The organism is Pseudomonas sp. Irchel s3a12 (assembly GCF_900187485.1).
GTDB classification, from domain to species: Bacteria; Pseudomonadota; Gammaproteobacteria; order Pseudomonadales; family Pseudomonadaceae; genus Aquipseudomonas; species Aquipseudomonas neuropathica.
In genome coordinates, this window is record NZ_FYDN01000001.1 from 241678 (window position 1) to 264705 (window position 23028).

The 23028-nt window shown below is 58.4% G+C and carries 26 protein-coding genes and 2 tRNA genes; 15 read left to right on the top strand and 13 right to left on the bottom strand.

Annotation, left to right across the window (positions count from 1 at the left end; translation table 11 throughout):
- Window positions 1-56 precede the first annotated feature (56 nt).
- Window positions 57-1223 carry a class C beta-lactamase gene (gene ampC / locus CKW14_RS01125; RefSeq protein ID WP_095124439.1) on the bottom strand — a complete coding sequence of 389 codons (1167 nt, stop codon included), beginning with the start codon at window positions 1221-1223 and terminating at the stop codon, window positions 57-59.
- 160 nt (window positions 1224-1383) lie between these two features.
- On the opposite strand from ampC, the gene CKW14_RS01130 reads away from it, so the two are divergent.
- Window positions 1384-2256: a LysR family transcriptional regulator gene (locus CKW14_RS01130; RefSeq protein ID WP_095050837.1), complete on the top strand. Its 873-nt coding sequence runs from the start codon at window positions 1384-1386 to the stop codon at window positions 2254-2256.
- A 128-nt stretch (window positions 2257-2384) separates the two neighbouring features.
- On the opposite strand, the gene gudD is transcribed toward CKW14_RS01130, so the two are convergent.
- Window positions 2385-3728: a glucarate dehydratase gene (gene gudD / locus CKW14_RS01135; RefSeq protein WP_095124440.1), complete on the bottom strand. Its 1344-nt coding sequence runs from the start codon at window positions 3726-3728 to the stop codon at window positions 2385-2387.
- Window positions 3729-3768: 40 nt separating this feature from the next.
- Window positions 3769-5115 carry an MFS transporter gene (locus CKW14_RS01140; protein WP_095124441.1) on the bottom strand — a complete coding sequence of 449 codons (1347 nt, stop codon included), beginning with the start codon at window positions 5113-5115 and terminating at the stop codon, window positions 3769-3771.
- A 344-nt stretch (window positions 5116-5459) separates the two neighbouring features.
- On the opposite strand from CKW14_RS01140, the gene CKW14_RS01145 reads away from it, so the two are divergent.
- Window positions 5460-6173 carry a FadR/GntR family transcriptional regulator gene (locus CKW14_RS01145; protein WP_093433993.1) on the top strand — a complete coding sequence of 238 codons (714 nt, stop codon included), beginning with the start codon at window positions 5460-5462 and terminating at the stop codon, window positions 6171-6173.
- Between the two features lie 92 nt (window positions 6174-6265).
- Window positions 6266-6499, top strand: a complete 234-nt coding sequence (locus tag CKW14_RS01150) for a hypothetical protein (RefSeq protein WP_095124442.1) — start codon at window positions 6266-6268, stop codon at window positions 6497-6499.
- Between the two features lie 217 nt (window positions 6500-6716).
- On the opposite strand, the gene yegQ is transcribed toward CKW14_RS01150, so the two are convergent.
- Window positions 6717-8048 carry a tRNA 5-hydroxyuridine modification protein YegQ gene (gene yegQ, locus CKW14_RS01155; protein ID WP_095124443.1) on the bottom strand — a complete coding sequence of 444 codons (1332 nt, stop codon included), beginning with the start codon at window positions 8046-8048 and terminating at the stop codon, window positions 6717-6719.
- A gap of 225 nt (window positions 8049-8273) precedes the next feature.
- On the opposite strand from yegQ, the gene CKW14_RS01160 reads away from it, so the two are divergent.
- Window positions 8274-9335, top strand: coding sequence for an AI-2E family transporter (locus CKW14_RS01160; protein WP_093434002.1), 1062 nt, complete (start codon window positions 8274-8276; stop codon window positions 9333-9335).
- Here CKW14_RS01160 and CKW14_RS01165 read toward each other — a convergent pair.
- The 3 genes from CKW14_RS01165 to CKW14_RS01175 all read right to left on the bottom strand — a co-directional run bounded on the left by CKW14_RS01165 (window position 9332) and on the right by CKW14_RS01175 (window position 10397).
- Window positions 9332-9514 carry a hypothetical protein gene (locus tag CKW14_RS01165; RefSeq protein WP_095050832.1) on the bottom strand — a complete coding sequence of 61 codons (183 nt, stop codon included), beginning with the start codon at window positions 9512-9514 and terminating at the stop codon, window positions 9332-9334. The two genes, CKW14_RS01160 and CKW14_RS01165, sit on opposite strands and share 4 nt — an antisense overlap.
- A gap of 98 nt (window positions 9515-9612) precedes the next feature.
- Window positions 9613-9807, bottom strand: a complete 195-nt coding sequence (locus CKW14_RS01170; protein WP_016984641.1) for a hypothetical protein — start codon at window positions 9805-9807, stop codon at window positions 9613-9615.
- A 230-nt stretch (window positions 9808-10037) separates the two neighbouring features.
- On the bottom strand, window positions 10038-10397 hold the full coding sequence (locus tag CKW14_RS01175; RefSeq protein ID WP_007917357.1) for a hypothetical protein: 360 nt from the start codon (window positions 10395-10397) through the stop codon (window positions 10038-10040).
- A 256-nt stretch (window positions 10398-10653) separates the two neighbouring features.
- Between CKW14_RS01175 and CKW14_RS01180 the strand changes: the two genes are divergently transcribed.
- Together CKW14_RS01180 and CKW14_RS01185 are read left to right on the top strand one after the other, a co-directional pair.
- Window positions 10654-11472 carry a shikimate 5-dehydrogenase gene (locus CKW14_RS01180; protein ID WP_095124444.1) on the top strand — a complete coding sequence of 273 codons (819 nt, stop codon included), beginning with the start codon at window positions 10654-10656 and terminating at the stop codon, window positions 11470-11472.
- A 188-nt stretch (window positions 11473-11660) separates the two neighbouring features.
- On the top strand, window positions 11661-12179 hold the full coding sequence (locus CKW14_RS01185; protein WP_095124445.1) for a cupin domain-containing protein: 519 nt from the start codon (window positions 11661-11663) through the stop codon (window positions 12177-12179).
- Between the two features lie 116 nt (window positions 12180-12295).
- On the opposite strand, the gene CKW14_RS01190 is transcribed toward CKW14_RS01185, so the two are convergent.
- Entirely contained in the window at window positions 12296-12943 is a 648-nt protein-coding gene (locus CKW14_RS01190; protein WP_095124446.1) for a YceH family protein, read from the bottom strand.
- Window positions 12944-13068: 125 nt separating this feature from the next.
- On the opposite strand from CKW14_RS01190, the gene CKW14_RS01195 reads away from it, so the two are divergent.
- Complete coding sequence (locus tag CKW14_RS01195) at window positions 13069-13578, top strand: DUF1993 family protein (protein WP_034154670.1); 510 nt, start codon at window positions 13069-13071, stop codon at window positions 13576-13578.
- Between the two features lie 252 nt (window positions 13579-13830).
- Here CKW14_RS01195 and sstT read toward each other — a convergent pair whose 3' ends face one another.
- Entirely contained in the window at window positions 13831-15063 is a 1233-nt protein-coding gene (sstT, locus tag CKW14_RS01200; protein WP_095050828.1) for a serine/threonine transporter SstT, read from the bottom strand.
- Between the two features lie 336 nt (window positions 15064-15399).
- On the opposite strand from sstT, the gene CKW14_RS01205 reads away from it, so the two are divergent.
- Entirely contained in the window at window positions 15400-16563 is a 1164-nt protein-coding gene (locus CKW14_RS01205; protein WP_095124447.1) for an MFS transporter, read from the top strand.
- Here CKW14_RS01205 and nhaR read toward each other — a convergent pair.
- Complete coding sequence (gene nhaR, locus CKW14_RS01210; protein WP_095050826.1) at window positions 16558-17457, bottom strand: transcriptional activator NhaR; 900 nt, start codon at window positions 17455-17457, stop codon at window positions 16558-16560. The two genes, CKW14_RS01205 and nhaR, sit on opposite strands and share 6 nt — an antisense overlap.
- 133 nt (window positions 17458-17590) lie before the next feature.
- Between nhaR and CKW14_RS01215 the strand changes: the two genes are divergently transcribed.
- Together CKW14_RS01215 and CKW14_RS01220 are read left to right on the top strand one after the other, a co-directional pair.
- Window positions 17591-17833 carry a hypothetical protein gene (locus CKW14_RS01215; protein WP_095050825.1) on the top strand — a complete coding sequence of 81 codons (243 nt, stop codon included), beginning with the start codon at window positions 17591-17593 and terminating at the stop codon, window positions 17831-17833.
- 29 nt (window positions 17834-17862) lie between these two features.
- A complete protein-coding gene (locus tag CKW14_RS01220) occupies window positions 17863-18612 on the top strand; it encodes a TerC family protein (RefSeq protein WP_007917342.1) in 750 nt (249 codons plus the stop codon).
- A gap of 256 nt (window positions 18613-18868) precedes the next feature.
- On the opposite strand, the gene CKW14_RS29895 is transcribed toward CKW14_RS01220, so the two are convergent.
- The gene (locus CKW14_RS29895) at window positions 18869-19039 is read right to left on the bottom strand and encodes a hypothetical protein (protein WP_176471236.1); all 171 of its coding nucleotides are present in this window, start codon (window positions 19037-19039) and stop codon (window positions 18869-18871) included.
- Window positions 19040-19273: 234 nt separating this feature from the next.
- On the opposite strand from CKW14_RS29895, the gene CKW14_RS01230 reads away from it, so the two are divergent.
- The 3 genes from CKW14_RS01230 (at window position 19274) to CKW14_RS01240 (ending at window position 20461) form a co-directional block, all read left to right on the top strand.
- A complete protein-coding gene (locus tag CKW14_RS01230; RefSeq protein ID WP_095050823.1) occupies window positions 19274-19945 on the top strand; it encodes a peptidase C39 family protein in 672 nt (223 codons plus the stop codon).
- A gap of 90 nt (window positions 19946-20035) precedes the next feature.
- The gene (locus CKW14_RS01235) at window positions 20036-20242 is read left to right on the top strand and encodes a DUF6021 family protein (protein ID WP_095050822.1); all 207 of its coding nucleotides are present in this window, start codon (window positions 20036-20038) and stop codon (window positions 20240-20242) included.
- Between the two features lie 12 nt (window positions 20243-20254).
- Window positions 20255-20461, top strand: a complete 207-nt coding sequence (locus CKW14_RS01240) for a hypothetical protein (protein WP_095050821.1) — start codon at window positions 20255-20257, stop codon at window positions 20459-20461.
- Window positions 20462-20517: 56 nt separating this feature from the next.
- Here CKW14_RS01240 and pbpG read toward each other — a convergent pair whose 3' ends face one another.
- Together pbpG and folD are read right to left on the bottom strand one after the other, a co-directional pair.
- Window positions 20518-21456, bottom strand: coding sequence for a D-alanyl-D-alanine endopeptidase (gene pbpG, locus CKW14_RS01245; protein WP_095050820.1), 939 nt, complete (start codon window positions 21454-21456; stop codon window positions 20518-20520).
- Between the two features lie 230 nt (window positions 21457-21686).
- The gene (folD, locus tag CKW14_RS01250) at window positions 21687-22541 is read right to left on the bottom strand and encodes a bifunctional methylenetetrahydrofolate dehydrogenase/methenyltetrahydrofolate cyclohydrolase FolD (protein WP_038362797.1); all 855 of its coding nucleotides are present in this window, start codon (window positions 22539-22541) and stop codon (window positions 21687-21689) included.
- A gap of 275 nt (window positions 22542-22816) precedes the next feature.
- Here folD and CKW14_RS01255 point away from each other — a divergent pair.
- Window positions 22817-22893 (top strand) — tRNA-Arg (locus CKW14_RS01255).
- 32 nt (window positions 22894-22925) lie between these two features.
- Window positions 22926-23001: transfer RNA gene (locus CKW14_RS01260), tRNA-His, on the top strand.
- Window positions 23002-23028: the final 27 nt, after the last annotated feature.

The following is a 23028-nucleotide window of genomic DNA, read 5'->3' on the forward strand; positions in this document are numbered from 1 at the left end:
TCGGGTTTTTCACTCGGTCGATGTAGGAGCTGCCGCAGGCTGCGATCTTTTGATTTTCAGTCAGCAACAGCGCTAAGAATTGTATGGGCGATTTTCACCCGCTCAGGAATCGGGAAGTTCTTGTTCGCCATGATCACAATGCCAATATCCTTGCTCGGCACAAACGCCACGTAAGTCCCGAAGCCACCCGTCGAGCCGGTCTTGTTTATCAACACATCTTCCGGTTGCGGTTGCGGCGGATTCAGCCACTGCACCTTGTGCGCCTCCATGGCCATTTCCGTCGAGTTGCCGGCGAGCAAACGCTCGAGACTGATCGGGTAGCGGTACATTTCCCAACCCAGGCCTTGGGTCATATCGCCAACCGTGTAATAACCGGTGTGGGTATTGGCGATGGTTTTTTGCAGTACCGCTTCCAGCGTTTCAGGTTTCAGGTTGGCCTGCACGTAACGCAGCATGTCCACCGCGCTGGTTTTCACCCCGTAGGCCTGCGAATCCAGCGCACCGGGCGTGACGCGCACCGGTTTGCCGTTTTTGTCATAGCCCTGGGCATACAGGTCCATTTGCGCGGCCGGCACGCTGAGGTAGGTGTGCTGCAAACCGAGTTTCGGCAGCAGGGTTTGCGTCATTGCTTGGTCAAACGGCTGGCCGAGGCTTTTCGCGGCCAGATAACCGAACAACCCAAGGCTTGGATTTGAATACTGGCGATGGCTGCCGGCGGGATATACCGGTTTCCACTGTTGGAAATAGCCGAGCATCTTGTCAGGCGAATCCGCGTTGTCCGGAAATTGCAGTGGCAAGCCGCCGGCGCTGTAGGTGCCCAGTTGCAGCACGCTGATGTTGTCGAAGGTGCTGCCTTTCAGATCAGGCCAGAGCTGGCTGGCCTTGGTCGACAGGTCGAGTTTACCGGTCGCCAGGGCGTAACCGGCGAGGGTGGCGGTGAAGGTTTTGCTCACCGAGCCGATTTCGAACAAGGTGTTTTCGCTGACTTTTTGTCCGGTGTCTTTGCTGGCGACGCCGTAGTTAAAGTAATGCGCCTTGCCGTTGATGGTCAGCGCTACGGTGAGGCCGGGAACGTTCTGTTGCTGCATCACCGGCGTCACCGCTGCGTTGACCAGCGCTGACAGTTGCGCATCGTCGGGCACGGCGGCGAAGCAGGCACTGGTGCCGAAGAGCAGACCGAAAGCGGCGCAGGAAATGACGTTGCTCGATTGAATGGATGACATGAATGAACCACTCTCCATGAGTGTTGCTAGCGTTATCCCGCTACACTGCGGGCGATTTCTGTGTTGGGCGACTGATCAGCGCCGCCAATTTAGTCAGCGCGGCACCAATCGACAAACGACGAAAACTCGCACGAGCCATTAGAAAAATTTGGGGCTGGGCATGATTCGACCGCAATTGCCGCTGAATGCACTGCGCGCCTTTGAAGCATCGGCGCGTCATTTGAGCTTCACCCGCGCCGCCGTGGAACTGTGCGTCACCCAGGCTGCGGTCAGCCATCAGGTCAAAAGCCTGGAAGCGCAACTCAACGTCACGCTGTTCAAACGCCTGCCCCGTGGGCTGATGCTGACCAGTGAAGGCGAAACCTTGCTACCGGTGTTGAGCACCTCGTTCGATCACATCGCGCAGATTCTCGAACGTCTCGCCGGTGGACAGTACCGCGAAATGCTGACCGTCGGCGCGGTCGGTACGTTTGCCGTGGGTTGGCTGTTGCCGCGGCTGGCGGACTTCCGCGCGAAACATCCGCTCATAGATTTGCGGCTGTCGACGAACAACAATCGCGTGGATGTGGCGGCAGAAGGGCTGGATTACGCGATCCGCTTTGGCGCCGGGGCGTGGCATGGTATCGAAGCGACGCGGTTGCTTGAGGCACCGCTGTCGGTGTTGTGCGTGCCGGAAATCGCTCGGCAATTGCATTCGCCGGGGGACTTGCTGCAGCAGACGCTGCTGCGTTCCTATCGTACGGATGAATGGCCGGAGTGGTTTCAGGCTGCCGGGTTGGCGACTCAAGCGGCACCGCCGCAAAGCATCGTTTTCGACTCGTCGCTGGCGATGATGGAGGCGGCTTTGCAGGGCGGTGGGGTGGCATTGGCGCCGCCGCTGATGTTCGCCCGGCAACTGGCGGCGGAGGCGATTTGTCAGCCGTTTGCGATTGAGATTACGACGGGGAGTTACTGGTTGACGCGGTTGCAGTCGCGGCCTGAAACGGCGGCCATGACAGCGTTCAAAACCTGGCTTCTGCAAATCTCTGGTTAATGCAAAACCCTTGTAGGAGTGAGCCTGCTCGCGATAGCGGTGTCTCAGTCAACATTGATATCAACTGACACACCGCTATCGCGAGCAGGCTCACTCCTACAGGGACCGTGGTGGATTGGAGATCAGGTTCAGCGCACCAGACACGGCCGCTTGTTATCGAACTTCCACCCCGGAATCAGAAACTGCATCGCCACGCTGTCATCGCGTGCGCCGAGGCCCATGCCTTTATACAGTTCATGAGCCTTGGCCACCTGATCCATATCCAGCTCGACTCCCAGACCCGGTTTTTTAGGCACCTGCACCAGACCATCGATGATTTGCAGCGGCGCCTTGGTCAAACGTTGGCCGTCCTGCCAGATCCAGTGGGTGTCGATCGCGGTGATCTCGCCCGGCGCCGCAGCGGCGACATGGGTGAACATCGCCAGCGAGATGTCGAAGTGGTTGTTGGAGTGCGAGCCCCAGGTCAGCCCCCATTCATGGCACATCTGCGCCACGCGCACCGAACCTTGCATCGTCCAGAAATGCGGGTCAGCCAGCGGAATGTCTACCGACTGCAACTGGATCGCATGACCCATTTCACGCCAGTCAGTGGCGATCATGTTAGTGGCGGTTTTCAGCCCCGTGGCACGACGAAACTCGGCCATAACCTCTCGACCGGAATAACCGTTTTCCGCACCGCACGGGTCTTCGGCATAGGCGAGCACTTGATGCTGATCGCGGCACAAGCGAATGGCTTCTTTCAGTGACCAAGCGCCGTTCGGATCGAGGGTAATCCGCGCATCAGGAAAACGTTCGGCCAGCGCCGTCACCGCTTCAATTTCCGCATCGCCACTGAGCACGCCGCCCTTGAGCTTGAAGTCCTTGAAACCGTACTTCGCGTGGGCAGCTTCGGCGAGGCGCACCACGGCTTCGGCGCTCATGGCCTTCTCGTGACGCACGCGGAACCAGTCATTGTCGGCGTCCGGTTCGCTGCGATAGGCGAGGTCGGTTTCGCGCTGATCGCCAACGTAAAACAGATAACCGAGCATCTTCACTTCATCACGTTGCTGACCTTCGCCGAGCAGCGCCGCCACCGGTACATCGAGATGCTGACCGAGCAGATCGAGCAGCGCGGCTTCGAGGCCCGTCACCGCGTGGATGGTGATGCGCAGGTCAAAAGTCTGCAGACCACGACCGCCAGCATCGCGGTCGGCGAAGGTCTGGCGCACTTCATTGAGGATCTTCTGATACGTGCCGATCGGGCTGCCGACCACCAGGCTGCGCGCGTCTTCCAGGGTCTGGCGAATACGCTCGCCGCCGGGCACTTCTCCGACGCCGGTGTGGCCGGCGTTGTCCTTGAGGATGACGATATTGCGGGTGAAAAACGGCCCGTGAGCGCCGCTCAGATTGAGCAGCATGCCGTCGTGGCCGGCCACCGGGATGACTTGCATGTCGGTGATGATCGGGGCTTTGGCGGTGTCGTGTGCGGTCATGGTTTTTATCCTTCTTATTCGCAATCTTTAAAAATGGACGTCAGGCGTGCTTTGGCACGGCATCGGCGACGGCAATGTCAGCCGCAGGTTTCGGCGTGGTGCGCGCGAAGAAGACGATGATCGCGGCAATGATCGAGGTCGCGGCCAGGCCATAGAGGCCGCCCTGAATCGAGCCGGTGTGTTCTTCGAGCAGGCCGAAAGTGGTCGGCGCGACGAAGCCGCCGAGGTTGCCGACCGAGTTGATCAACGCGATCACCGCCGCCGCGATGCGTGCATCCAGATACGCCTGCGGAATCGGCCAGAACAGCGACGAAGCGGATTTGAAACCCAGCGCGGCAAAACAGATCGCGACGAAAGCGAAGATTGGCCCGCCGGTGGTGGACATGAACATCCCCGCAGCGGCGATCAACAGGGCGGTGGCGACCCACGCCTGTTGGTGTTTCCACTTGGCCGAGAACGAGGCGAAAGCGTACATGCCGATGATCGACAGCAACCACGGAATCGAGTTGAACAGGCCGACCTGGAAGTCGCTCATCTCGCCCATTTTCTTGATGATGCTCGGCAGCCAGAAGGTTGCCGCGTAGATCGTCAGTTGAATGAAGAAGTAGATCAGGCAGAACAGAATGATCTGGCGGTCCTTGAGCAGCTTGCCCATCGATGGCCGGATTGGCGTCGCGGCTTCGCGGGCCTTCTGTTCAGCATCGATGGCGTTGACCAATGCATCCTGTTCGGCGCGGGTCAGCCATTTCGCGTCGTGGGGTTTGGCGTCGAGCCAGAACCAGACGAACACGCATAGTCCCACCGAGAACATCCCTTCAATGAAGTACATCCATTGCCAGCCGTGCATGCCTAGTCCGTTGATTTGCAGGAGCAGACCGGACAACGGGCCGGAGATCAACGAGGCCACGGCGGAGCCGCTGAGGAAGATCGCAATCGCCTTGCCGCGTTCGGCGCCGGGCAGCCAGCGGGTGAAGTAGTAGATCACCCCGGGAAAGAACCCTGCCTCGGCCACGCCGAGCAAAAAGCGCAGTACATAGAAGTGGGTTTCGTTCTGGATGAACGCCATACCGGCGGCGACCAGACCCCAGGTAAACATGATGCGGGTCAGCCAGATGCGTGCGCCGACTTTCTGCAGCAGCATGTTGGAGGGGACTTCGAACAGCGCGTAACCGATGAAGAACAGACCGGCGCCGAAGCCATAAGCGGCGGCACCAATACCGAGGTCATGTTCCATGTGAGTGCGGACGAAACCGATGTTCACTCGGTCAATGTAATTGACGATGAACATGATCACGAAAAGCGGCAGGACGTGGCGTTTCACTTTCGAGATGGCGGACGCGAGTGTCGAATCGACGCCCTCGTTCATCCCGGAGACGGAGGTTTTCACTTGGTTTTCTCCCACTGATTATTTTTATGCGGGGTAGGGCAGGTGCTGCGTTGTTGCTAGACATCATACAACTGAGAAATTTTGTCCTACAAGTAGGGTTGGCCGATTATTTTTCTCTGGGATGCCGGTTTTTTATGCTTTTTTGCGTTAATGATCAATGTTTACTGGGTTTTTAAGGCGTAGAACATCGCGTCACCCCCAGGGCGACACGGTTCTGTTTGTCAGGAGTGTTTGAAGGTATTTCCGTTTATTTGAGTGTTGTCATACAAGTTGAGCCGCTAGACTCAATTTCGTCATCCCCGCAGGATGCTACGATCCACAAGCCCCGATCACCGGAACCGATCATGCAAGAAGACCTCGACGCTCCCGCCCGTAAACGTGCGCACAACCTCGCCCATGACCTGGTGGAGAAGCTCACGCAAAGCATACTGCTCGGCCAACTGTCGCCCGGCGACAAGCTGCCGTCAGAGAATTCCATCGTTCAGGAACACGGTGTCAGCCGCACGGTGGTGCGCGAGGCGATTTCCAAGTTGCAGGCCTCCGGGCTGGTGGAGACGCGCCACGGCATCGGCACCTTTGTCATCGAGCGTGTTGCGGAGCAGGGCTTACGCCTCAATGTCGACACGGCGCTCGGTGTGCGCAGCATTCTCGAACTGCGTCTGGGCCTGGAAACCCAAGCGGCGGCGCTGGCGGCGCAGCGGCGCACGGAGGCGCAAGTGCTGCAGATGCGCCAGGCGCTGGATGACTATCAGCGTCTGCTGGACAACAACGACAGTTGCGTCGAAGCGGATCGGCGCTTTCATCTGCTGATTGCCGAGGCCACCGGCAATGTTTGCTTCAGCGAGATCATGCAGCACCTGGGCAGCGCGATGATTCCGCGTCACCGGCTCAACGCCGCCGAGCGCGGTGCGGCGGATCTGAGCAAACTTGGGCAACTGGCTCATCTGGAGCACGAGGCGATTCTGAATGCGATCAAGCGTCAGGATGCGGACGCCGCGCGCGCGGCCATGTGGCTGCATCTGACCAACAGCCGCGACCGGTTTTCCGCGCGGGGTTGATGGCCGTTGGTCTGTTCGATAGCACGCCGTGCAAAGGGCTGATTCCAAGTTGAACGGCCCGGATATTCCGGACCTCCTGAGTGAGGTGCGTCATGGCTAACGATTTGCTGTTTCAGGGTGGCGTGCTGCCCACCGATTCGACCCGGCCGCTGCCCGGTACCGATGAACCGACACTGGCTGATCACGACTCACCGATGGGAATGCCCCCGGGGCGCGATCCATTGAGTGACGCCGACCGGCCGGATGATTGGAAAGATCCGGGAGCGGACGATGAGGGGGTGCCGCCGGCGGATGAGCCGACGCCGTTGTCGGATGATCGGCGCTGAGACTTGGTTTTTATGTTGAGTTTGCTGGCCTCATCGCGAGCGATTATGGATTCAGCCAAGCTGAACGATCGAGTCGATTATGGATTCGGCCAAGTCCAATGTTCTTGATTAAGTGTCGGTTATGGATTCACCGACGTAATTTCAGGTCGGTGAACTTCTCCAATATCCCCCAATCGGTCCCCTCTCCCTCTGGGAGAGGGCTAGGGTGAGGGCCTTCTCAGGCATCACGCAGATCCCGCATCAACAACCCAAACCGCAAATCCACTGCATCCGGAATCGGCAGATACACCGTGTGCCCATCCCCCGGTGCCACCTCGATCGCTTCTTCTTTAGCGTTCTGCAACTTATGCAGATCAAAATGGAAATTGCCCTTCGGCGTCATCAACTCCAGATGATCACCCAAGGCAAAGCGGTTCTTCACCTTGACCTCTGCCAACCGCCCACGCCGCTCGCCGGTCAACTCGCCAACGAACTGCTGACGCTCCGACACCGAACTGCCGTGTTGATAATTCTGGTACTCGTCATGCACATGCCGACGCAGAAATCCTTCGGTGTAGCCACGCTGTGCGAGTGATTCCAGATCCGTCATCAGGCTGCGATCAAATTCACGCCCGGCCAACGCATCATCAATCGCGCGGCGATACACCTGGGTGGTGCGCGCGCAATAGAAGTGCGATTTGGTCCGGCCTTCGATTTTCAGGGAATGCACGCCCATGCGCGTCAGGCGCTCGACGTGCTGCACCGCGCGCAGGTCCTTGGCGTTCATGATGTAGGTGCCGTGTTCGTCCTCGAACGCTGGCATCAATTCATCGGGGCGATTGGCTTCCTGCAGCAGGAACACCTGATCGGTGGGCGTGCCCAGCCCCAGCGTTGGCTCTGGCTGGAAGGTCTGGACGATCTCGCCGAGCTGGTTTTCGGTGGCCTCTTGCGCTGAGTATTTCCAGCGGCAAGCATTGGTGCAGGTGCCCTGATTGGCATCGCGCTTATTCATGTAACCCGACAACAGACAGCGCCCGGAATAGGCCATGCACAGCGCGCCGTGGACGAACACTTCCAGTTCCATGCCCGGCACCTGCTCACGGATTTCGCCGATTTCCTCCAGCGACAATTCTCGCGACAGGATGATCCGGCTCAAACCCATCTGCTGCCAGAACTCGACGCTCGCCCAGTTCACCGTATTGGCCTGCACCGACAGGTGAATCGGCATCTGCGGGAAATGTCGTCGCACGAGCATGATCAATCCCGGGTCGGACATGATCAGTGCGTCGGGGGCCATGTCGATGACCGGTGCCAGATCCTTGAGGAAGGTCTTCAACTTGGCGTTGTGCGGGGCGATGTTGACCACCACGTAAAAGCGTTTGCCTTGCGCCTGCGCTTCACGAATCCCCAGCGCCAGATTGGCGTGATCGAACTCGTTGTTGCGCACCCGCAGACTGTAACGCGGCTGGCCGGCGTAGACCGCATCGGCGCCGTAAGCGAAGGCGTAACGCATGTTTTTCAGGGTGCCAGCGGGGGCGAGCAGTTCGGGGGCGGCGAGGGTAGGGATCATGGCGGTGTCGGTCGCAAAAGCGCGGCAGGGTAAGGCGGATTCGGGCGCGGCTTATTGATCTGGATCTACGCTTTGCACTGAGCGCGTTTTGTTGTGGGTGAACGAGCTCGATAAGCGGCTAACGCTGATCCGCAACTATGCTCCATGAATAAAGATGGCACTCGTGCAGGCCGCGGTTGACTAAGCATCGGGGCGTGCATGACGCCTGACTGACATGGATCGGACATGAACGAAAAAAGCCTTCAATTCAAATCCCTCACCGTGCTGCTGTTGCTGGTCACGGTGGCGTTTATCTGGATCCTCTTGCCGTTCTACGGCGCGGTGTTCTGGGCGGTGATTCTCGGCATTGTGTTTGCGCCGATGCAACGCCGGCTGCAGGCGAAATTCGGCTGGCAGCGCAACCTGACGTCCCTGTGTACCTTGTCGGTCTGCCTGGTGATCGCGATTCTGCCGGTGATCATCCTCAGTGTGCTGCTGGTGCAGGAAGGCGCGGCGGTCTACAAGAACATCGAAAGCGGCGAACTGGACATCGCTGCGTATCTGGCGCAATTCAAGCACAGCCTGCCGCCATACTTTCAGCATTTGCTCGACCGTTTCGGCATGGGCGAGCTCAATGGCCTGCGCGAGAAAATCGTCAAATCGGCGATGCAGGGTAGCCAGGTGCTGGCCAGTCAGGCGTTCAGTTTTGGCCAGGGCACATTCGAATTCGTGGTGAGTTTTTTCATCATGCTGTATCTGCTGTTTTTCTTTCTGCGTGACGGCGCCGAGCTGGCGCGCAAGGTGCGCACCGCCGTGCCACTGGAGGAAGGCCACAAGCGGCGCTTGCAGTTGAAATTCAACCGCGTGGTACGCGCGACGGTGAAGGGCAATCTGGTGGTCGCGGTGACGCAGGGCGCATTGGGCGGGGCGATTTTCTGGTTTCTCGACATCCCCAGCGCGCTGCTGTGGGCAGTGTTGATGGGGTTTTTGTCGTTGCTGCCAGCGGTCGGCGCGGGGATTGTCTGGGCGCCGGTGGCGGTGTATTTCCTGCTCAGCGGGATGATCTGGCAGGGCGTGGTGTTGGGCTTGTTCGGGGTCTTCGTGATCGGTTTGGTGGACAACGTGCTGCGGCCGATTCTGGTGGGCAAGGACACCAAAATGCCCGACTACATGATTCTGATCTCGACCCTTGGCGGCCTGGCAGTCTTCGGTCTCAACGGCTTTGTGATCGGGCCGCTGATCGCGGCATTGTTCATGTCGAGCTGGGCGCTGTTCGCCGAGACCAAGCCCAAAGTGCAACTGCCTTAAGCGTGAAACGGCGCGCTGACGATCTTCTGCGACAGTGCCTGCGCAGCAGGCAAGGAAGTCAGCGGGCCGCTGATCGCTTCGCCGTCACGCATCAGATACCAGCAGGCGAGCAGGCCCGTGGCCCTGAGCGAAGCGGGGACGGCGCTGCCGATAACGGACATGATTTGAACCTGAGCCATGACGAGTACCTCCATCTATCAATGGAGCTACCTTAGAGATTCGCCGGTTCTACGGACAATCAACGCTTTCGATAGTGGTCATTGATGCCGTTGAGGCTTCAGTCGACCACTTGATCAAGCATGTGCATGACTTCGCGCTCGTTGAGCAAACCTTTGTGCACGAGGTTTTCCGCCAGCAGCGAAAGGAACTTGGCGCAACGATGGCCTTCCAGGTGCTTGAGTTCGGTCAGCGCGCTGTACACCTTGCTGGAGGTGCACAGGCCGACGATGCGGTGCGGGTTTTGCGTTGGCATACAGTCGTCCTTGTTGTTATCAACCTGTTGTTTACGGACGGATTCAGATTGCGGTTCCGTCATGACAAATAAGTGACCGTTTTATGGAAAAGTACACAACGGTCAAACAATCATGCCGACTTTAGCCGGTGAAACTGTCCTCACAGCGACCTTGGCGAGATTTTTTCAGACGCTGGCCGACCAACGGTCATAAAAAAGCCCCGCTGTAAAAGCAGGGCTTTGTTTTTTGGTTACCAGCGTGGACCGCCATAGTAGCCATGTGGCCGACCGTAATAACCGCGAGGCGGGCCGTAATAGACGGGGGCCTGTTGAATGTACACCGGCTGCTGCACATACACCGGTGCTGGCTGGTAGTAGACCGGTGGTGGCGGCTGCTGCACGTAGACCGGTTGCGGCTGCACATAAACTGGCTGTTGCTGCACATATACCGGCCGATCCTGGTTGATCAGCGCCGAGCCGATGATGGCCGAGCCGACGATCGCGCCAAACACCGCAGGGCCTTGCCAGCCGTGGCCACCACCGGCTTCTGCCTGACCTGTGACAGCAAGTGCGCCAATCAACAAGGCCAGAATGGGGAGTTTACGAATCATGATAAATCCTCGGTTCTTCGACCCGGCGGCAGGGCCTGCACCAGGCCCACAGTTGTCGCGGGGATACTTCTAAGACAGCGAAATTCTGAAAATCAGCACAGCCGCTGGGTAAATTTTGTGTAAGGTCTGTACCGGCTTCTTTACCGTGACGCTTGATGGTCCCGGAACACGTTTAATACAGGCCTCTATGATCATTCAGAAGCCGATGGGCTGGCTAATCCCGTTTATCCGAAAGTGCGTTTGAAGGAGAAGTTTCATGCAGATGAACCCGAACAAAGACACCCAATTGTGCATGTCCCTGTCGGGGCGCCCGGGTAACTTCGGTCTGCGTTTTCATAACCATTTGTATGAGCAGTTGGGCCTGAACTTCTATTACAAGGCTTTCAGCAGCCAGGACCTGACCGGCGCGGTGGGCGGTATTCGCGCGTTGGGCATCCGTGGTTGCGGCGTGTCGATGCCGTTCAAGGAAGCGTGCATTGCGCTGGTCGATGAACTGGATGCATCGGCAGCGGCGATCCAGTCGATCAATACCATCGTCAACACCCACGGCCATCTCAAGGCTTTCAACACTGATTACATCGCTGTGGCGCAGTTACTGGAAACCCACGCGGTGCCCAAGGCATCGACCTTCGCCCTGCGCGGCAGCGGCGGCATGGCCAAGGCGGTGGCCAGCGCCCTGCGTGACGGTGGTTATAAAAACGGTTTGATCGTTGCGCGCAATGAGCGGGCAGGGCGTGCGTTGGCGGATTCGCTGGGCTATCGCTGGCAGGCTGAACTGGGTGATGAACGCCCGCAGATGCTGATCAATGTGACGCCAGTGGGCATGGACGGCGGGCCGGAAGCGGGGCAGTTGGCGTTTGAGCCTCAAGTTATTGCTGCGGCTGAGACGGTATTTGATGTGGTCGCGATTCCGTCGGAGACGCCGCTGATCGTGCGCGGCCGGGCCGAGGGTAAAAAGGTCATTACCGGGCTTGAGGTAATTGCGATTCAGGCGCTGGAGCAGTTTGTGCTGTACACCGGCGTGCGCCCGACTGAAGAGCAGTTTGCGGCGGCGGTGGCGTTTGCCCGGAGCTGATTGAGTGTTGTGGTGGCAGGGCGGGCCTCTTCGCGAGCAGGCTCGCTCCTACAGTTGGAAAGCGTTCACCCTGTAGGAGTGAGCCTGCTCGCGATGGCCTCACTACGGATTCAGATCTGAACATTGCCTATACTGCCTCCCCAGCAAGCACAGACTTGCTCCCAATAAAAACCGTGACCGAGGCTCCCATGCATCCGCCCATCCTCAACCTGCATCAGGTCGAACTCGAACCCCTGCCCGAAGCCCTGGCCCCGGAAGGCGAAACCGCCGGGCGCTATCAACAGCGCATGGCGCGGATTGGCCAGCAACTGGGTTCGCAGAAACTCGGTTATCGCCTGTATGCCTTGCCACCGGGCATGCGCGGCAGCCCGTTTCACAGCCATCGGGTCAACGAAGAGATGTTTTACGTGGTGGCCGGGGAGGGCGAGGTGCGTCTGGGCGCCGAGCGTTTCCCGATCCGCGAAGGCGACGTGATCGCTTGCCCGCCGGGTGGGCCGGAAAAGGCGCATCAGATCATCAATACCAGCTCGGGCGAATTGCGCTATCTGGCGGTGAGCACCCAGCAGCAGCCCGATATTTGCGAATACCCGGATTCGAACAAGTACGTGGTGATGGATAACTTCAAGGTCGATGCTGAGGGCAATGCCTCAGGCTTTGTCGCAGTGGCACGGCAGGCGGATGGCGTGGATTACTGGGATGGTGAATAACACGCAGATCCCTTGTAGGAGTGAGCCTGCTCGCGATAGCGGTGAGTCATCCAAAAATGATGTGACTGACACACCGCTATCGCGAGCAGGCTCACTCCTACATTGGTTTTGTGTGATTATTCGAGGCGGGCCAGGCGTTCTTCCAGCGCAGCGATTCGCGCTTCTAGCTCTTCGATACGCTCAACCGAAACGCCACTGCTTGCACCGCGATCCTGCGGACTCTGCCGCGCTGCCATAATTGCCTCGCTATCCGCCGGATCACCCAACGCATGGGTATAACGGTCTTCGCGCTGCCCGGCCTGACGCGGAATCAACACGGCCAAACCCCGCGCAATCAAACGTTCGAGCTGATGCACCACCTGTTCGGCGTCTTCGAAATCATGCATGCGCCCGCTGCGGGTCAGCAGCTCATTGACGGTTTGCGGGCCGCGCAGAAACATCAGTCCGCTGAGAATCACCTGCGCTGGCACCAGTTCCAGCGCCTTGTCGACTTTGTGTTCCCAGCGGTCGGCGCGACTGCCCATCACCAGCCTGGCGAAACCGCGACCTTCCAGCGCCCGCAAACTCTGGCCGACCTGACCCTGGCTCAGGTTCATCACCGGTTCGCGGCTGGTTTTCTGATTGCAGGCCAACACCAGCGCATTGAGAGTCAGCGGATAGGTTTCCGGGCTGGTTGCCTGTTTCTCGATCAGCGAGCCGAGAATACGGATTTCCGTTGCGTTGAGCCGTGGTTCGTCGAAGCTGGATTCTGTCTCTGTGGTCATCGCGCGTTCCCTCTGCAGTCGAAGGCGCCTAGCCTAATCCTTGCCAAACAAAAGGCAAGCCGTGTGGTCATCAAGCATGGCTATAATCGCCTCCTTGTTCCACCCAGCCACCACACGAGACTGCCATGACCATTTCCCTGTACGCCGCATCCGTCCCGGTTTTTCAACAAATGCTCAACGCCCTGAGCGATGTCCTGAAAAAGGCTGAAGCCCACGCCACCGAGAAAAACATCGATCCGAACGCTTTCCTGCAGGCCCGTCTGTACCCGGACATGTTCCCGCTGACCCGCCAGGTGCAGATCGCCGTTGACTTCGCCAAAGGTGTTTCCTCGCGTCTGGCTGAAGTCGAAGTGCCTAAGTACGACGATACCGAAACCACCTTCGCCGAGCTGCAAGCCCTGATTGCCAAGGTGCTGGCCTACATTGGCGAGATCAAGCCAGAGCAGATCGATGGCAAGGAAGGCATCGAAATAGTTACTCGTCCGGGTACGCCGAAAGAGAAGCGCTTCAGTGGTCAGGCTTACCTGCTGACTTACGGTCTGCCGCAGTTCTTCTTCCACGTCACTACCACCTATGCGCTGCTGCGTCATAACGGGGTTGAAGTGGGCAAGCGTGATTACATGGGCGCGTTCTAAAACGTCAAAGCCCTCATCGGAACGCCGCCCGCCTAGCCCTCTCCCAGAGGGAGAGGGGACTGACCGAGTTGTTTGTTCTAGATACGCCGACCTGATCTATCGAGTCGAACTCAGGTTTGAGCAGCACTCGGTCTGCCCCCTTTCCCCCTCGCCCCCTTGGGGAGAGAGGGTTGGGGTGAGGGGGAAAAGATCTCAGCCACAAAAAAGCCCGCCAAGGTTCACACCATGGCGGGCTTTTCATTACAGCGTCTGTTACGCCGTACGTTGGGCTTTTGCTTCCTCACCCAGGCACGCCGCAGCGGTAAACAGCACATCAGTCGACGAGTTCAGCGCCGTCTCTGCCGAATCCTGCAGCACCCCGATTATGAAACCGACTGCCACCACTTGCATGGCGATTTCGCTTGGAATACCGAACAGGCTGCACGCCAGCGGAATCAACAGCAACGAACCACCCGCCACGCCCGAAGCGCCACAGGCGCAAATGGCGGCGACAACGCTGAGCAGAATCGCCGTAGGAATATCCACGGCAATACCCAGCGTATGCACGGCCGCCAGGGTCAGCACGGTGATGGTGATCGCCGCACCGGCCATGTTGATGGTCGCGCCCAGCGGGATCGACACCGAATAGGTGTCTTCATGCAGACCCAGACGCTTGCTCAATTCCAGATTGACCGGAATGTTTGCCGCCGAGCTGCGGGTGAAGAATGCGGTGATGCCACTTTCACGCAGGCATTTGAGAGTCAGCGGATACGGGTTGCGACGCAGTTTCCAGAACACGATCAGCGGGTTCATCACCAGTGCCACGAACAGCATGCAGCCGAGCAGCACGGCCAGCAGGTGCGCGTAACCGATCAGCGCACCGAAACCGGAGGTGGCCAGTGTCGATGCCACCAGACCGAAAATGCCCAGCGGTGCGAAGCGAATCACCACGCGCACGATCACCGTCACGCCATTGGACAGATCACCCAGCACTTCACGGGTGGTGTCGCCGGCATGACGAATCGCGATGCCCATGCCGATCGCCCACGCCAGGATGCCAATGAAGTTGGCGTTCATCAGTGCGCTGACCGGATTATCGACCACGCTCAACAACAGGCTTTGCAGCACTTCGCCGATACCGCCCGGCGCCGTCACCGAAACGTTGTCGGTCGACAGCACAAGGTGCGATGGGAACGCCATGCTCGCAACCACGGCCACGACCGCCGCCGCAAAAGTGCCCAGCAAATAGAGGAACAGGATCGGGCGGATATGGGTTTCCTGGCCGTGCTTGTGGTTGGCAATCGAGGCCATCACCAGCACGAACACCAGAATCGGTGCGACGGCTTTCAACGCTGAAACAAACACTTTGCCGATGAACGCCGTGCCTTTCGCCGCTTCCGGGGCAAACAGCGCCAGGGCAATACCGGCGATCAGGCCGATGAGGATCTGCGTGACCAGGCTGAGGTTCTTGAGGCGTTGCAGTAGAGAAGGGGATGAAGCGGTCATAGCGGCATCTCTGATTTTTTATAGGGTGCAAGGTTGCGTAAAGCGATGGCAAAACAGGGGCAGACCACCGCCACGAACCGAAAGTGTTGACGCGACATCAACGCCAATAAACCGGTCGTTGAGCAGGTTGTACGTTTTTCAGGGCGCGGACTTTATCACAGCGTAGGCCTTATCCTTCAGGCATGTGACGATCTGCCACCGGATCAGGCAACAAAGTCGGCAGGTTTGTGCAAGTCAGCCCGGACACACTCTGTTAAGATTGCACATCCTTATTTTCAAATTTCGCCAGCGGGCCTTCGGGTCAACGCTGGTGTCGTCGTTTTGCTGGAGTTGCGCATGCTGTTGCCCATTCTTCTGTTGTCTGCCGCCGGGTTCACGGTGCTGACCACGGAATTCGTCATCGTCGGCCTGTTGCCGGCGATTGCCCGAGACCTCGAAGTCACCATCCCGCAGGCCGGGTTGCTGGTGACTTTATTCGCTTTTAACGTGGCGATGTTCGGGCCTTTCCTGACCGCGTATTTCGCCCGTTTCGAGCGGCGCAAGCTGTTTATCAGCATCTTGATCATGTTTGGCCTGGCCAATACCGTGGCGGCGCTGGCGCCGAACATCTGGGTGATGGCGATTGCCCGGTTGATCCCGGCGCTCGGGCTGCCGGTGTTCTGGGCCTTGGCCAGTGAGACCGCAGTGGACATCGTCGGCCCGGATTTCGCCGGTCGCGCGATCGCCAAGATCGGTTTCGGCATTGTCTGCGCCACGGTGTTCGGCATCCCGGTTGGCACGTTGATTTCCGATGCGTTCGGCTGGCGCAGTGCCTTTGGCATTCTGGCGGTGATCGCTTTTGCCAAAGCCTTGTTGCTGTTTGTTTATCTGCCGAAAACCAGCCTGCACCAACATCAGGTCAGCTTCCGCTCGCAGTTCAAGATTCTGCGCAGCCCGTTGATGATCGGCCACATCGTGCTGTCGATCCTGGTGTTCAGCGGCATGTTTACCGCTTACACGTATCTGGCCGACATTCTTGAGCGCCTCGCCGGGTTCAACGGCACCGTGGTCGGTTGGTGCCTGATGGCTTTCGGTGCAGTCGGGCTGATCGGCAACTCCCTGGGCGGTCGTGCGGTGGATCGCCATCCGCTGGGGGCGTCGGTGTTGTTCTGTGCGTTCATGATTGCCGGCATGGTCTCGCTGGTACCGAACATTCATTCGCCGCTGGGGCTGGCGGTGGCTATGGGGATCTGGGGCGTGACTCAGGCTGCGTTGTTCCTGGTCAGCCATGTGCGCCTGATGAAAGCCGCGCCGGAAGCGCCAGCTTTTGCTGCTTCGTTGAATATCGCCGGGGCCAATCTGGGGATCGGCCTGGGCGCCATCGTCGGTGGCCGGGTGATCGACAGCGCGGGTCTGGGCTTCCTCGGGTTTGCCGCCGCCGGGTTCATTTTGCTGTCGGTGTTCCTCGCCATGGTGCTGATGACGCTCAAGCCGCGCGAAATGTGCGCCGAGGCTTCATAACGCAGTAAACAGCTCGCGTCGGGCACCTTCGGTAATCGCAACGATGCCGGGGTGCTTGACCTTGCGCTCTACCGAGATGGCATAGAACGACTCGGTCACTGCGTCGGTCTGGCCAATCAGCTCGACGCCGCACTGGCGCTTCACTTCATCGGCAATCACGCTTGGACCGATAAAAATCCCGCTGCCGGATTGGCCGAACGCCTGCATCAACGCACTGTCATCAAACTCGCCGACGATTTGCGGCTGGATCTGCTGCTCGGCAAACCAGCGCTGCAAGCGGCTGCGCACCACGGTTTCCGGTCCGGGAATCAACAGAGGCGCACCGTGCAGGCTGCGCGGGAAATCCTGACCGTATCTGGCTGCCAGTTCCGGGGTGGCGAAGAAACTGATTCCGCACTCACCGAGCTTCTGGCTGTAGCCCTTGATGTCGAGGTGCGAGGGCATCGGGCTGTCGGAGATCACCAGATCCAGGCGCTGGATCGCCAGATCGGCGAGCAAACGTTCGAGTTTGTCTTCGCGACAGGTAATGCGCAGAGGCTCGTTCAGCTCCATGGTTGGCGCGATCAGGCGATAGACAATTGATTTAGGCACCACGTCAGCCACGCCGACGCGGAATAGGATCTGCTGCTCGTTGGGCTGGGCACGCAGCATCAGTTCCAGTTCGCCGCCGAGCTGGAACATCTGCTCGGCGTAGGGCAGGGCTTGTCGCCCGGCTTCGGTCAATTCGAGTTGCCGGCCGACGCGTCTGAATAACTCGATGCCATACGTCTGTTCGAGCAGTGATATCTGCCCGCTGATGGTCTGTGGCGTCAGGTTCAGTTGCTCGCAGGCGCGCACGATGCTGCCGGTCTTGGCCACAACCCAGAAGTAATGCAGTTGGCGGTAGTTGAGCATGAGTGTCATCACTTCGTGAAAACCGAAGTATAGCCGCTAAAAATACGAATTTTCCTGAAGTGTTTGTCTCCCTAGAATGCCCAGCCATCCACGGCCGGTCTGTGAGCCTGTCTGTTCATTCGAAGGAAACCTTATGAAATACACAATCCCAGCATTGATGTTTACGTCTTTACTGCTTATGGCCGGTTGCGATCAGGCCGAGAAAAGCGCCCAGCAACTGATGGGCAAAGCGGCCGAAAGCGCCAAGCAAGCGATTGACGACACCCATAAAGCCGCTGAGCAGGCACTCAGTGATGCCACCGGCGGGTTGATCGAGAAAAAAGAAACACCGGAAAAAGACGCGGAAAACTCCGAATCTTCCTCCAAGACCATCTAATTCGTCTTACACAGAGTCAGGACTGACCCATGGAATATCTGTTACAGCTCGCCGCCAGCCCCACCGCTTGGGTTGCTTTGGCCACATTGGTGGTGATGGAAATCGTGCTCGGCATCGATAACCTGATCTTTATCTCGATCCTGACCAACAAATTGCCCAAGCAGTACCAGCAGAAAGCACGCCGTATCGGTATCGGCATGGCGTTGATCCTGCGTCTGGCACTGTTGAGCACCATCGCCTTCATCGTGCAGTTGACCGCACCTGTGATCGAGATCCTGGGCCAGGCCTTCTCCTGGAAGGACATGATCCTGATTGCCGGTGGTCTGTTCCTGGTCTGGAAGGCTACGACCGAGATCCATCACAGCATGGACCCGGCGCCGGAAGATCCGAAGTCGGCGACCTCGACAGTCACTTTGGGTTTTGCCGCGGCTATCGGCCAGATCCTGATGCTCGACATGGTGTTCTCGATCGACAGCATCATTACTGCGGTCGGTATGACCGAACACTTGCCGATCATGATCATCGCGGTGGTGGTGTCGGTGCTGGTGATGCTGTTTGCTGCTGAACCGCTAGCCAAGTTCATCAACGACAACCCGACGGTGGTGATGCTGGCTCTGGGCTTCCTGATCATGATCGGCATGACGCTGATCGCCGAAGGCTTCGGCGCCCACGTACCGAAAGGTTACGTGTATGCAGCGATGGCGTTCTCGGCAGCGATTGAAGTGCTGAACATGATGTCGCGCAGGGCTAGGCAGAAGAAGCTGGCTGAGCAGGCGTAACCGCTGAAAGTGAAAAGCCGCCTGAACTCTTTGAGGTCGGGCGGCTTTTTTTCGATTCGAGATTTTCAGTGTGGAATAGAGCCAGCCCCTCACCCCAGCCCTCTCCCGAGGGAGAGGGAGCCGATTTGTGGAGTGTTTTAGTCTTTAGTTCGGCTCGATATTTCAGGTCGGTGTAACTCGAGAAAACAACTCGATCAGTCCCCTCTCCCTCGGGGAGAGGGCTAGGGTGAGGGGCTTTTGCCTTTGCTGTTCAATTTCAATGTGCGGCCGCGTGACGCACTCGGTGCTTCTCGGCTTTCTCAACCGCAGCAGGCTGAACCGGATGGTGATGATGGCGCCGCGAAACCCGCAGCACCCCCCACAACATGGCAGCGGCCACGGCCAGCCAGCCGGCAATCAACATTACGATGGTCATGGTCAGGCTCATCAGTGCCTCCTCTTCGCCCTGCATCGGGCCCACACTTTTTCAATTCGCTCTGTTTCAGTGACAGTCTAGACAATGGGGTGTTTCAGACTATTGACCAAAGGTCGATTGCGACCAATCAGTTTGCTCTATGCAATCGATGGGTCTGCCGCTTAAGGCTATACCGCAGCCGGGCGCGGCCCTATGATCGCAGGCGTTGCCGGAACACGATGACCGGCGTCTGAACAGAGAGTGATGATGGTGCAGGTATTTTCTCGAATTCGTGCGGCGCTAGTGGTGGCGGGTTGTGCGGCCGTGTTGGCCGGATGTGCAGGTACTGTGGCGCCTGAGGTCAAGCGTCTGCCGGAGCGGGTCGAACTCAGTGGCACGTTCTATCGCGGCGAAGCCAATCAGAGCGGCCCGCAAGTGTTGGCCAGCCTGTTGTCGCAGCAGGGCATCGTGATCACTCCGGGGTTGCTCGAGAAACCTCTGCACTTGCCGGGTGCCGAAGACAAATTGCAACGGAACCTGCAAAACCTCGCCCGCGAGTACGGCATGGTGGTTTACCCGCTGGACAGCAACCTGCCCGCACTGTTGACCCAAGTGGCGGCAGGCTATCCGGTGATGGTGCGCTTCAGCGAGGGGGCAGCATTCTGGGCCGAGCCGCGTTACGCAATCCTGTCCGGTTACGACCGCAACAAACAGAAGGTCTTGCTGCGTGCCGGCATGAACCGTCGCGAACTGATGAGTTTCAGCTCCTTTGAGTCGGCACTGGAAAAATCCGGTGGCTGGGCCGTGCTGATCCAGAAACCGTCGCAGATCCCGGCAGCCGTTGACCGTCAGCGCTGGCTCAAAGCAGCCGATGAACTGGCCCAGGCCGGTCAGGAAAACGAAGCGGCGCAGGCGCGCAAGGCGCTGGCAGCCCACTGAGTTCCCGTTCGTCATTTGCCGGGCACGACTGCGCCCGGCAAGCCTCCTACGAATAGAACCCGTTTTCTGCGGGTGAATCAGGAGGCGAACATGGCAGATTCCCCATCCCCGAAAGGGCCGCATTCGACCGAGCACTCGTCGGGTCATGATCTGGGTTTCGACCCGGACTCGCCGGACGTCGACGATCCGCAAGTCGATCCGGTTGGCCCGGCCAAGGCGCCGAAAGACGTGAAACCCGGTGAAGACCACAAGACACCGGCCAAACCTTATGACCCGTTAGCCAATCTGAAACCTTGATGCGAGGTGCGTATGAGTACTGACTCAAGCTTCGATGACCAAAAACCGGACAGCGTGCCCACGACGCCGGAGCCGGAGATTGATCCGGTGCTGGATCCGGACAGCCCGCTGCGCGATCCGATGGCCCGACCTAATGTCATGACGCCGGAACATTCGCGGGATCCAAGTGCAGGCGATGGCATTCCTGATGACGACAAGATGCCGCTGCCCAATGACTGAAACACAGGCGAAAAAAAAAGCCCCGAGGATTCGGGGCTTTTTCTTGCGCGCTCGGGTTACTTGGACGCTTCAACCACACCGCTCTGGCGTGACTTAAGGTTTTTCTCGGCCTTGTATTGTTGCGCCACCGCAGGAACGTTGGCGCTCTTACCGGTTTCCACCCAACTGCGAATACGGCTGGCATCGGCGAAGTGGGTGTATTTGCCGAAGGCGTCGAGAATGACCAGCGCGACCGGACGGTTACCCATCTTCGTCACCAGCACCAGGCAGTGACCGGCAGGATTGGTGAAACCGGTTTTGGTGATCTTGATGTCCCAGTCGGCCTTGTTCACCAGGTGGTCGGTATTGCGGAAACCCAGGGTGTAGTTAGGTTTGCGGAAAGACACGGTCTTTTCCTTGGTGGTGGTGAGTTCGCTGAGGAGCGGGTACTTATGCGCGGCCACCAGCAGCTTGCTCAGGTCGCGGGCGGTGGAAACGTTACGCTCCGACAGGCCTGTCGGTTCGACAAAGTGCGTACTGGTCATGCCCAGTGCCTTGGCTTTCGCGTTCATGGCCGCGATAAAGGCCGCGTAACCTCCCGGATAGTGGTGAGCGAGGCTGGCGGCCGCGCGGTTCTCCGAAGACATCAAGGCGATCAGCAGCATCTCGCGACGCGGCAGCTCACTCTTGAGTTTGACTCGAGAGAACACACCCCTCATTTCCGGTGTGTTGCTGATATCGACATTGATCCATTCGTCCATGTTCTGCCGGGCTTCAACCACTACCAATCCAGTCATGAGCTTGCTGACAGAAGCGATCGGCACGATCACGTCAGGGTTGCTGGAGTAGATGACTTTGTTGGTCTGCATATCCATGAGCAGTGCGCTGCCGGAGGCGATCTTCAGGCTCGAAGCGTCACGTGGGGCAGCGGTGGTTTCCGCAGCGTTGATCGTTGGCGTGATGAATGTGCCTGTAAAAGCAAAAAACAGGCTCAGAATCGAAAGACGAATTTTCACGCGGGCGAACTCATAAAGGTTGGATATTCCGTTAGTTTGTAACGGGTTATTTCTTCAAAGCGTCGCATTCTAGGAGTATGGCTGAAGATCTGTCGATGGTTGTTTGAATGACCTGAAAAACTCGTGAAAAGGCCTGTAAAAAGAGGGGTTTCCGGCGAACGGTTACAGTTTTTTCTCAGGCATGAAAAAACCCGCACGAGGCGGGTTTTTCTTAGTGCTGAAAGTACCACTCAGGCGTGCAGGGTTTCTGCCGCGTAGAGCGTGTTTTCCAGCAGGCAGGCACGGGTCATCGGGCCTACGCCACCCGGCACTGGAGTGATCCAGCCAGCGCGGGGCAGGGCGGTTTCGTAGACGACGTCGCCGACCAGTTTGCCGTCGTCCTGACGGTTGATGCCGACGTCGATCACGATCGCGCCTTCCTTGATCCACTCGCCTTTGACCAGGCCCGGCTTGCCGGCGGCCACCACCACCAGATCGGCACGACCAACGTGGCCGGCCAGATCCTTGGTGAAACGGTGAGTCACGGTCACGGTGCAGCCGGCCAACAACAACTCCATTGCCATCGGGCGACCGACGATGTTGGAGGCGCCGACGACCACTGCGTCCATGCCATAAAGGTCAGCGCCAGTGCTTTCCAGCAGCGTCATGATGCCTTTAGGTGTGCAGGGACGCAGCAGCGGAATGCGCTGGGCCAGGCGGCCGACGTTATAAGGATGGAAGCCGTCGACGTCTTTGTCCGGGCGAATGCGCTCCAGCAATTTGGAGGCATCCAGGTGCTCGGGCAGCGGCAGCTGAAGCAGGATGCCGTCGATTGCAGGGTCGTCGTTGAGGCGATCGATCAGATCGGTCAGCGCGTCTTGCGTGGTGTCGGAGGGCAGGTCGTAGGCTTGAGAGAGGAAGCCAACCTCTTCACAGTCTTTACGCTTGTGCGAGACATAAACCTGAGAGGCAGGATCGCTGCCGACCAGGATCACCGCGAGGCCGGGAGTGCGCAGGCCTTGCTGGCGACGCTCGGCAACTCGTTGGGCGATCTGCTGGCGCAGGCTGGCGGCGATCGATTTGCCGTCGATTAGTTGTGCAGTCATTGCGCGTGATTAACCATCGAGAGGGGAAAAAATGAGAACGCATTCTCGCATGTCGAGCGGTGAGGGCAAAGGCGCTTGGTCAGCAAATTCCTCTAACTCCTTTAATTAAATGAATTTTTTTCAAAAAGGATTTGACGACCTTCGGAGCGCTCTATACTATTCGTCGCACTTGTCGGGCACAGCCTAGCACTGGTTAAGAAGGTGAAGCGGAATCAAGGTTCTGCAACACTGGAAAGCACTTAGTTTGTAGTCCTTTAAGAGTACAGATTAATAAGGCGCCCGTAGCTCAGCTGGATAGAGCATCCGCCTTCTAAGCGGATGGTCGCAGGTTCGAGTCCTGCCGGGTGCGCCATTAGGCAGCTTTGGCACAAGTAACGCGATATGGTGGGCGTAGCTCAGTTGGTAGAGCACGGGATTGTGACTCCCGTTGTCGTGGGTTCGATCCCCATCGTCCACCCCATATTTCGAAAGGCGCCAGATGTAACAG

Bases quoted from the DNA above. Each gene is read 5' to 3' on its own strand.
- ampC (WP_095124439.1), bottom strand. From the start codon at position 1,223: ATGTCATCCATTCAATCGAGCAACGTCATTTCCTGCGCCGCTTTCGGT.
- CKW14_RS01130 (WP_095050837.1), top strand. From the start codon at position 1,384: ATGATTCGACCGCAATTGCCGCTGAATGCACTGCGCGCCTTTGAAGCA.
- gudD (WP_095124440.1), bottom strand. From the start codon at position 3,728: ATGACCGCACACGACACCGCCAAAGCCCCGATCATCACCGACATGCAA.
- CKW14_RS01145 (WP_093433993.1), top strand. From the start codon at position 5,460: ATGCAAGAAGACCTCGACGCTCCCGCCCGTAAACGTGCGCACAACCTC.
- CKW14_RS01150 (WP_095124442.1), top strand. From the start codon at position 6,266: ATGGCTAACGATTTGCTGTTTCAGGGTGGCGTGCTGCCCACCGATTCG.
- yegQ (WP_095124443.1), bottom strand. From the start codon at position 8,048: ATGATCCCTACCCTCGCCGCCCCCGAACTGCTCGCCCCCGCTGGCACC.
- CKW14_RS01160 (WP_093434002.1), top strand. From the start codon at position 8,274: ATGAACGAAAAAAGCCTTCAATTCAAATCCCTCACCGTGCTGCTGTTG.
- CKW14_RS01165 (WP_095050832.1), bottom strand. From the start codon at position 9,514: ATGGCTCAGGTTCAAATCATGTCCGTTATCGGCAGCGCCGTCCCCGCT.
- CKW14_RS01170 (WP_016984641.1), bottom strand. From the start codon at position 9,807: ATGCCAACGCAAAACCCGCACCGCATCGTCGGCCTGTGCACCTCCAGC.
- CKW14_RS01175 (WP_007917357.1), bottom strand. From the start codon at position 10,397: ATGATTCGTAAACTCCCCATTCTGGCCTTGTTGATTGGCGCACTTGCT.
- CKW14_RS01180 (WP_095124444.1), top strand. From the start codon at position 10,654: ATGCAGATGAACCCGAACAAAGACACCCAATTGTGCATGTCCCTGTCG.
- CKW14_RS01185 (WP_095124445.1), top strand. From the start codon at position 11,661: ATGCATCCGCCCATCCTCAACCTGCATCAGGTCGAACTCGAACCCCTG.
- CKW14_RS01190 (WP_095124446.1), bottom strand. From the start codon at position 12,943: ATGACCACAGAGACAGAATCCAGCTTCGACGAACCACGGCTCAACGCA.
- CKW14_RS01195 (WP_034154670.1), top strand. From the start codon at position 13,069: ATGACCATTTCCCTGTACGCCGCATCCGTCCCGGTTTTTCAACAAATG.
- sstT (WP_095050828.1), bottom strand. From the start codon at position 15,063: ATGACCGCTTCATCCCCTTCTCTACTGCAACGCCTCAAGAACCTCAGC.
- CKW14_RS01205 (WP_095124447.1), top strand. From the start codon at position 15,400: ATGCTGTTGCCCATTCTTCTGTTGTCTGCCGCCGGGTTCACGGTGCTG.
- nhaR (WP_095050826.1), bottom strand. From the start codon at position 17,457: ATGCTCAACTACCGCCAACTGCATTACTTCTGGGTTGTGGCCAAGACC.
- CKW14_RS01215 (WP_095050825.1), top strand. From the start codon at position 17,591: ATGAAATACACAATCCCAGCATTGATGTTTACGTCTTTACTGCTTATG.
- CKW14_RS01220 (WP_007917342.1), top strand. From the start codon at position 17,863: ATGGAATATCTGTTACAGCTCGCCGCCAGCCCCACCGCTTGGGTTGCT.
- CKW14_RS29895 (WP_176471236.1), bottom strand. From the start codon at position 19,039: ATGAGCCTGACCATGACCATCGTAATGTTGATTGCCGGCTGGCTGGCC.
- CKW14_RS01230 (WP_095050823.1), top strand. From the start codon at position 19,274: ATGGTGCAGGTATTTTCTCGAATTCGTGCGGCGCTAGTGGTGGCGGGT.
- CKW14_RS01235 (WP_095050822.1), top strand. From the start codon at position 20,036: ATGGCAGATTCCCCATCCCCGAAAGGGCCGCATTCGACCGAGCACTCG.
- CKW14_RS01240 (WP_095050821.1), top strand. From the start codon at position 20,255: ATGAGTACTGACTCAAGCTTCGATGACCAAAAACCGGACAGCGTGCCC.
- folD (WP_038362797.1), bottom strand. From the start codon at position 22,541: ATGACTGCACAACTAATCGACGGCAAATCGATCGCCGCCAGCCTGCGC.